Origin of the sequence: Erysipelatoclostridium sp. MSK.7.34 (assembly GCF_019041935.1) — a bacterium.
In the GTDB taxonomy this organism is placed as follows: domain Bacteria; phylum Bacillota_I; class Bacilli_A; order Erysipelotrichales; family Coprobacillaceae; genus Thomasclavelia; species Thomasclavelia ramosa.
In genome coordinates, this window is record NZ_JAHPYJ010000025.1 from 43,449 (window position 1) to 52,988 (window position 9,540).

Consider the following 9,540-nt stretch of genomic DNA (forward strand, 5'->3'; position numbering starts at 1 on the left):
TCATCACAATTTTAAAGTGACAAATGTCATACTAAGAAAATAAAAAAGTCGTAACCTGGTCACGACCTCTTCAGATACCTAAACTATCTGATAACTATTTAGCTCATAGTAAGTACATTGAATTTCTGTGTCAATAGATATTTCAAGGTTGCTACTATGATCATATATACGTGTTGTAAGTGCATATTCTCCATCATTGAAAAATATTTCTAATGATGAAGTATCACTATAAATCGTCATATTTGATAGATCATCAATAACGATATGTCGTGAATCACGACCATAACCACTTGCACCCATTGAAAATGTCAACAAATTATTGTGATAATCAATAACTGCATCATTTCGTAATGTTAGAGTAAAATCACGATTATTTATCGGTAAATATAACTCATATATATTGCCTTTACAAGATATTTTTTCATGATTAGACAAATTAATTATTTCTTTAGCTTTTCTCAACGATTTAGTTTCACTTATTGGTAATTGATATACTTTATTATTTTTAAAGGTTAGCTCACGTGGAAGCGTAAAAGCGTGTTGCCAATTATATTTGGTTGTTGGATTCGTATAAGGGACATCGGGCATCCCCATCCAGCCAATAATAATAGTTCTTCCTTGCTCATCAATAAATAATTGTGGAGCATAATAATCAAAGCCATGATCAAATTCAATAAATTCACTTAATCTATAATCTTTTTCAAGATCACCGTTGATTAAATAATAACCGTTCTGATATAGATTCTCATAATCATAACCTGCTGTTTCTACTCCTTGCGGACAGCAAAATAAAATCATCTGCTCATCAAATTTAACTAGATTAGGGCATTCCCACATATAGCCAAATGGTTCATTAGAAATAATGCGATTAACTAGTTTGTAATTAACCAGATCATCACTTCGATATAATAAACAACAGCCAACATCTTGATTTGTTCTAGCTCCTAAAATCATATAATAATGATCACCATTTTTAATAATTTGCGGATCTCGAACATGCAAAGTCAAGTCATCTGGATAATCGTCATTTTTCATTAGACATACTTTTTCACCAAAATTAATTCCATCATCACTTATAACCATAATTGTATTATGGTCACGACCAGTATGAATATAATCATGTTTCCCAGGATATTTTACGTTACCGGTATAGTAAACATACATTTTATTATCCTTGATTATTGTTGAGCCAGAATAAGCACCTCCAGCATCTAAAGAACAATCAGGAAACAGGGCAACAGGTTCATTTTTAAAAGTAATAAAATCCTTTGTACTATAATGTCCCCAATATTTATCACCTCCAAAGCAATCGTCTGGTGCATATTGATAGTAAAGATGATAAATCCCTTCAAACTGACATAATCCATTAGGATCATTTAACCATCCAGTAGGTGGCATTAAATGATAATTAAGGCGATATTCATCATTACTTGCTTGTTTTTCTAATTTTTTGATTTGTTCATTATTTAAACAGGTCATAACTATTTCTCCTAGTCTAATTTGATTATATCTTGATTTAAACTACATGTTCCAAGATTAATAATTTCAAATTGATTTTGACTTGTAATAACTAATGGTGTCGCAATTGGACATCCTGCTGCTTCAACCATCGCAAAATCAATTTCCATTAATTTATCACCTTGTTTTACTTTTTGACCTTCAGTAACAAATAAATTAAATGGTTTTCCTTCAAGTTTTACAGTATCCAAACCTACATGAATAAGAATTTCAATTCCATCATTACTTTTAATTCCTAAAGCATGCTTTGTAGGAAAGATCATTGTAATTTCACCATCAATCGGAGCTGCTAAAATATTTTCTGTAGGAAAGATAACTACCCCATCACCCATCATTTTTTGTGCAAAAATCTCATCTGGTGCTTCCGTTATTGAAGCTACTTTCCCAGCTAGCGGTGCAGTGATAATGTTTGTTTTTACTTCTTTAGCTTCAGTTGGCAGTTCACTATCTTGAGTAGGTTGTTTAGCCATATCACGTTTATATAATATAATTGTTAAAACAAATGACACTGCAATACTTAAGACCATCCCAATTGCAAAATTCAAATAATTCTTAGGATCGATTGATAAGAAACCTGGTATACCTGCTGCCCCTAAAGCATTAGCAAGTGTTTTTGTTGCCGCTAAATAAGCACTTCCAACTGCTGAACCTACCATAGCTGCAATAAATGGATATTTAAGTTTTAAAGTTACTCCAAACATTGCAGGCTCAGTAATTCCTAATAACGCTGAAATACCTGAAGCTGAACAAATACTTTTTAATTTTTTGTCTTTAGTTACTAATAAAATTGCAATAACTGCTGCCCCTTGAGCAACATTTGACATTGATGCAGTTGGAAAAATGAATGATCCACCTGTTGTCTTGATCGATGCCAATAATTGTGTTTCAACTGCAATAAAACTATGATGCATTCCTGTTAAACAAATTGGTGCATAGAAAAATCCAAAGATTGCACCTCCGAATAATCCTAGCGTATTATACATCCATGATATTCCATCAGATAATAAGACCCCGGCTTCTCTTAATAATGGGCCAACTAAAATAAAAGTAATAAAACCAGTAATTAACGTTGCTAATAATGGTGTTGTAAGATTGTCCAGCCAAGTTGGTGTCACTTTGTGTAAACGTTTTTCAATGTTAGCTAAGATCCAAGATACCCCTAATACAGGTAAAACCGTTCCTTGATACCCTACTGCTTCAATTGATAGTCCAAAAATATTCCATACTGGTACTTCTACTCCTGCTTTACCATACGAATAAGCATTTAGTAGATCCGGATGAACCATGATCATTCCTAAAGCTGCACCTAAATATGGATTCCCACCAAACTTTTTAGTAGCACTAAATCCAATTAACACTGGTAAAAAAGTAAATGCAGCGTTTGAAAATAAATTAATCATTGATGCTAAATCAGCCCATTGCGGATATGCTTCAATCAAACTTTTATTAGCAAAAAATAGTCCTTGAGCTGTTAAAATATTATTAATTCCCATTAACAATCCGCCAGCAACGATGGCAGGAATAATTGGAACAAAAATATCACTTAATAACTGAACTGCACGTTGTAATAAGTTTCCTTTTTCTTCTACTTTTTCTACTTGGAGCGTACTGTCAGTTTTAATTCCTAAAATATTTGTTACTTCGTCACATACCAAATTAACTAGACCTGGTCCTAAAATAATTTGATATTGCCCTTTAGCTAAAAAAGTTCCCTTCACAACATCAATATCAGTTAATGATTCTTCATCAACCTTGCTTTCATCAACTAGATTTAAACGTAGCCTAGTTGCACAATGCATTGCCCCCGTAATGTTTTCTTTACCACCAACACAATTAATTATTTCTTTGGCAATTTTGTTATAATCCATGTTTTATCCTCCTCTATGGTATCGGTTCCACAAATATACTATAAGCGATTGTTGTGACCCTGTCAATACTTTTTAACAAAAAGCTGAAACCGATACCATATTTTTAATAAAAAAAGATGTTTTTTATTAAAACATCATCACTTTTATTTATTTATTTAAATCTTTGACACTTTGTCCCTTAATTAAGGTATATCCAATTAACTGTAAATTATCAACAACATTCCCTTCAATTAAATCAATGATTGTTTGACCTGCTTTAATTCCAGTTTCTTCATTATTAAATCTAACTGTCGAAAGACTGGGATTAATAAATTGAGAAGTCTCATAACCCCCAAAACCAATTAAAGAAATGTCATCAGGCATCTTTAATTTTAACTCATTAATTGCTTTTAAACACCCCAAAGCGATATTATCAGTTGCTCCGATAAATAGAGTTGGCTGTTTCTTTTTTAGATAATCAAGAGCAATAAGATGAGCCTTTTCTAATGAAAAATCAGTTTCTAATAAATCAACGCTGCTTACTCCGTTGTCCCTTAAACCATTGATCACACCATCTTTACGATAAATTCCTACAGCCTCATCCTTACCACTTACACCGATATAACAAATCTTACGATGCCCCATATATGCTGCATATTTTCCAACTTCATATCCAGCACTATAATCATCATTAATGATAGAGACTCCTGCTCCATAACGCTGTGCCACAAATAATAGTGGAATATCTAATTTTGCAGCAATATTTTGATGTGCCATCGTTACTGCCGTTGCCATTAAAATAATTCCATCAACATTCATTCGCCATAACTGTTCAATCGAAGTTAATTCTCGCATTTCATCATGATTGGTATTTATTATTAAAGTTGTATAACCATGATCTTTTAAATACTGATCCATCGTCATCAAAACACGAGATGTTGTAATTGAATCAAGACAAGGTACTACAATACCAATTACCTTAGTATATTTTGCTTTCAATGATTGCGCTAATGTGCTCGGTTCATAATTATTTTCATCAATTACTTTTTTTAATTTTAAACGCGTTTCTTCTTTGATATAACCACCATTAAAATACCGTGATACTGTACTCTTGCCAACACCAGCCATTTTTGCAATATCACTCATTGTTAATTTTTTATCTTTCATAATTATAACCTCTAACCTAAAGAAAATGACGGGCAGTTCCCGTCTTATTAATATAATCTTACAATATTTTAAGATTACGGTCAAACAAATATTATTCAATAAATAAAACTTAATTCCATTATCATTGATATACTAAAAAAAGCTGAATCATTTTGCGATTCAGCTTTCACTATAGCTATTAATTTTCTTTTCTTTTTGCTAAAAACATTCCAGCAGCTGCTAACCCTGCTACCATCGTCATTATTGCCAATGGGCTGTTATCTCCAGTATTTACTGCATTTACAGGTTTATCTGGGGTTGGCTGTGGGTTTACTGGAACTGTAATTGGAGCTGTTTTTACCTCAACTTCAAATTCAGCTGTCATAGTTACATCTTCAGAACTACTTGTAGAATGATGTAAAGTTTCCGTATAAACTACAACTACATTTTGTTTACCGACTTTATTAGCATCAAATCCAATAATTTTAGCAAGACCTGTAACATCACGACTATATTCAGTATCATAAGTTGAAGTAACTATGATATCTAATGCATCTCCAACAGTATAAGTTTTTTTACCAGTAACTTCAATTCCTGTTAATTTAGATTTTGGTAATTTTTCACCATAAGGAATAGAAACTCCAGCAATTTGTGATAAACTGCTAGCTTTTTGTGATAATGTTTCACTAGTTTTATCTTCCCGGTACCATCCTGCATTACCATTTAATTTAATTGGCGTCTTCCCTAACTCACGTGCTCGAATTAATGATTCCGCATAGTATAAGATTGTTCCACGTTTTAAATGATATTGGCTAGTAATCATAGAAATACTCTTAATTGTTGGATGATTATAAAGAATATCAAAACTAAATTCAGCATTCTGTGCTGTATTAGCTGATTTATTTTCAACTAGAATTCGATTATCTGCTACACCATGTTCAACTAACCAGTCGTGCATCCGGTCCCCTTCAGTCCAACCGTTTTTCTTTACACCACCAGTTACTAAAATATATGAATTAGGATATTTTTGAGCACTGGCCAAAGCAGTCTCTAATCGTCCTACTAATTCTGGCTGCATTGTTCCATCACTCTTTAATGCAAAACCTAGTACAACAAAAGCATGGGTATTATCATTTGGTAGACCATCAGGAGCTACACCAATATTTTCGACCATATCGTTTTCAATCCAGTCCCAATAATCAATGATTGATTGCCATTGATCATAATCATCTTTAGAAACCTCTTTTAAAGTATCCAAAGTTCTCAAAACGTCTGTTCTAGCACCATCTCGATAATAACCGATTAAACTGCCAACTAGTGTATCTACTGTTTCCCCTTCAGCATACACTGGAATGAACATACTAAAGCACATCGACAGTGCTAAAGCTAAGCCAAGTATCGCTTTCCCTAACTTCTTCATAACTTTTTATCCTCCTTATGTTATGACTTCTTTATTAATATCATACCACTTTTGTCTATACAAAAAATATTTTTTGCACAAAAAGAAAACATTAAATATTTAATGTTTTTGTTTGCCGAATATGTTAAAATATAAAAGTAGCCAAAAATACTAAAAGGGAATGATAATGAAATATAATCATTATCATTCCCTTTTATTTATATAAGTCAATTGTAAAGAATATTTTTTGATTAAGGATAGAAGTTACCTCTATTTCATCACTATACTATGTGTTTCAATACATTTTTTGGGCAATCCCGGTATTCAATAATCCTACATAGAAGACATCAGCGCTTTTAAATCACCCTCATAATTTTATAACTATAATAAATTTCAATCTGCTCATTTATTATTTATCATTTTAAATGAAAAATTAATTTTAAAAAATCCTTGATATATGTTACAAATGTAACACAATACCAAGAATTATTAAATTATTGATTACTTAAATCTTCTCCATTTGATTTAATTACTTTTTGATACCAATAAAAACTTTTCTTTTTCATTCTTGTTAGTGGTCCTTTACCATCATCATCCTTATCAACATAGATGAAACCATAACGCTTGCGCATTTCTCCAGTTCCAGCTGAAACTAAATCAATACATCCCCATGGAGTAAAGCCCATTAAATTAACACCATCATATTCAACCGCATCTTTCATTGCAGCAATATGTTTAGCTAAATAATCAATACGATAATCATCATTGATTGAGCCGTCTGCTTCAACTTTATCAATAGCTCCCAACCCATTTTCAACAATAAATAAAGGTAAGTTATAGCGTTCTTGTAACCTGTTTAAAGCTAATCTTAAGCCAGTTGGATCAATTTGCCAACCCCAATCACTTGCCTTTAAATAAGGATTAAGTACTGAAGTAGACATGTTTCCATCCGTTACTTTTTTACTTTCATCAGTAGTGACTACAGAGCTTGAATAATATGAAAATCCAATATAGTCAACTGTTCCTTCTTTTAAAATCTCATCATCACCAGGTTCTTTAATCAATTTAACTCCATCACGCTCAAATTCTTTTAATTTATAAGCTGGATAAAAACCACGACATTGAACATCACTAAAGAAATGTCTTTGTTGGTCAGATAACATTAATTTTAATTCATCATCAGGATTACATGTTAAGGCATATGTTGATCCATAAGCTGTCATCATCCCAATCTTGAAATCAGGATTAATTTTGTGCCCCATGATTACAACCTTTGCACTTGCGATAAATTGATGATACACGGCTTGAGCACGGCTTTGTGGATCATTTTTTAAGACTCCACCTGCAAACGGTGGCATAAAATCCATAATATTAATTTCATTAAAAGTCATCCAATATTTAACTTTATCTTTATAACGCTTAAAAATAGTTTCACAATATTTTTCAAAAAAGCCTACTAAGCGACGATCTAACCATCCACCATATTTATTTGCTAAATTTAATGGTGTTTCATAATGAGAAATTGTTACTACCGGTTCAATTCCATATTTTAAACATTCATCAAAAACTCGATCATAAAATTCTAGTCCTTTTTCATTTGGTGTTTCATCATCACCATTAGGAAAGATTCTTCCCCAGTTGATTGATAATCTAAAACAGTTAAAACCCATTTCAGCAAATAATTTAATATCTTCTTGATAATGATGATAAAAATCAATTGCTTGATGTGAAGGATAATATTCACCTTCATGACATTCTAATACCGCACCATCAGGAAGTGATTTAAATGGCATTACTGCTTGACTATGTTTACTTCCATCAGGCATCGTGTATGTAATTCTACGAGCTTCTTGATGCGTTCCATTAGTCATTACATCAGCAGTACTTAGTCCTTTACCATCTTCATTATATGCACCTTCAAATTGATTGGCAGCTGTTGCGCCACCCCATAAAAATCCTTTAGGAAAACTCATTTTTTCTTATTCCTCCTTAATATATTTATCATTATACCGTATCATCCTTATCTCTAATTAGTCCTTTCATCATCTGAAAAATATTTCAATTCATGAAAATACTTTGACAAGTTCATTTATTTTATCATTTTCTTAAATATTTCTTGATGTAACCACTAAAAAATGGTATTTTTTTATTAAACATTTATATAAAGGGGAACAGTATGAATAAAATTGTTAAATTTGGGGGTTCATCTTTAGCTGATGCAACTCAATTTAAAAAAGTAGCTAATATTATCAAAAGTGATAAATCTCGTCGTTTCGTGGTACCATCCGCACCGGGAAAAAGATTTAAAGATGATATCAAAGTGACTGACCTATTATATCAAGCTTATAATGCTAAAGATAATAAGACTTTTGAAGAAACATTTAAATTAATTAAAGCTCGTTATCAAGATATTATTGACGAATTAAAATTAAATTGTTCTTTAGAAAAAGAATTTGAAATTATTAAGAAAGCTTTTCAAGATAAAATTGGAATTGATTATGCCGCTAGCCGTGGGGAATACTTAAATGGAATTGTATTAGCTAACTATCTTGGTTTTGAATTTATTGATGCTAGTGAAGTTATCTTTATTGATGAACATGGTAATTATGATCAAGAAATGACTGATCCAGTTTTATCTAAACGTTTAAGTAACGTTAAAAATGCCGTTATTCCAGGTTTTTATGGTTCTGCTAATGATGGCAGCAAAACAATCAAAACATTTTCCCGTGGAGGAAGTGATGTAACTGGTTCAATCGTTGCAAGAAATGGTCATGTTGATTTATATGAAAACTGGACTGATGTTTCTGGTTTCTTGATTGCTGATCCGCGAATTGTTAAAGATCCTGATACTATTGGTACAATTACATACAAAGAATTACGTGAATTATCTTATATGGGAGCAAGTGTTCTTCATGAGAATTCTATTTTCCCAATTCGTAATGAAGGAATTCCAATTCAAATAAAAAATACTAATCGTCCTGAAGATGAAGGAACATTGATCGTTGAAACAACTTGTCATAAACCAGATCATGTTATTACCGGAATCGCCGGTAAAAAGGGATTTGCTACAATCATGATTGAAAAAGATATGATGAATAGTGAAATTGGTTTTGGTCGTAAAGTACTACAAGTATTAGAAGATAATGATTTATCATTTGAACATACTCCTTCAGGAATTGATACAATGACAATTGTCGTTGAGACTGAATCTTTTATTGATAAAGAGCAGGAAATTTTAGCCGGTATTCATCGTGCAGTTCAACCAGATTCAATTGAATTAGAATCTGATCTAGCATTAATTGCAATTGTTGGGCGCGGAATGAAAGATGGTCGTGGAACTGCTGCTAAAATCTTCACAGCCCTGGCTCAAGAAAATATTAACATAAAAATGATTGATCAAGGTTCATCAGAATTAAATATTATTGTTGGTGTAAAAAATATTCATTTCAAAAATGCAATTCGTGCTATTTACAAAATGTTTATTACTGAAGAAAAATAAAATTAATATAAAAACATCCTCCTAATATGTAGTGAACCCCTCTGTTTGGGCAATGATGCGTACCCTCTTTACTGGACAAACCAGTAAGGAGGGTTTTTATATGAAATATGATTATGTATTTAAGTTGAAGT

General features: G+C 31.9%; 6 protein-coding genes. 1 reads left to right on the top strand and 5 read right to left on the bottom strand.

What is annotated here, in order from left to right:
- Positions 1–78: 78 nt before the first annotated feature.
- The 5 genes from KTF99_RS14145 to KTF99_RS14165 form a co-directional block, all read right to left on the bottom strand.
- Positions 79–1,479: a glycoside hydrolase family 32 protein gene (locus KTF99_RS14145; protein ID WP_008791330.1), complete on the bottom strand. Its 1,401-nt coding sequence runs from the start codon at positions 1,477–1,479 to the stop codon at positions 79–81.
- Positions 1,480–1,490: 11 nt separating this feature from the next.
- Positions 1,491–3,386 (bottom strand): sucrose-specific PTS transporter subunit IIBC, encoded by a 1,896-nt coding sequence (locus KTF99_RS14150; RefSeq protein WP_003536175.1) that lies wholly within the window; start codon positions 3,384–3,386, stop codon positions 1,491–1,493.
- A gap of 147 nt (positions 3,387–3,533) precedes the next feature.
- The gene (locus tag KTF99_RS14155; protein ID WP_003536174.1) at positions 3,534–4,532 is read right to left on the bottom strand and encodes a LacI family DNA-binding transcriptional regulator; all 999 of its coding nucleotides are present in this window, start codon (positions 4,530–4,532) and stop codon (positions 3,534–3,536) included.
- A gap of 178 nt (positions 4,533–4,710) precedes the next feature.
- Entirely contained in the window at positions 4,711–5,931 is a 1,221-nt protein-coding gene (locus tag KTF99_RS14160) for a YdcF family protein (protein WP_029480624.1), read from the bottom strand.
- A gap of 473 nt (positions 5,932–6,404) precedes the next feature.
- On the bottom strand, positions 6,405–7,883 hold the full coding sequence (locus tag KTF99_RS14165) for a family 1 glycosylhydrolase (protein WP_009009157.1): 1,479 nt from the start codon (positions 7,881–7,883) through the stop codon (positions 6,405–6,407).
- 203 nt (positions 7,884–8,086) lie between these two features.
- Between KTF99_RS14165 and KTF99_RS14170 the strand changes: the two genes are divergently transcribed.
- A complete protein-coding gene (locus KTF99_RS14170; RefSeq protein WP_003536170.1) occupies positions 8,087–9,409 on the top strand; it encodes an aspartate kinase in 1,323 nt (440 codons plus the stop codon).
- Positions 9,410–9,540 lie beyond the last annotated feature (131 nt).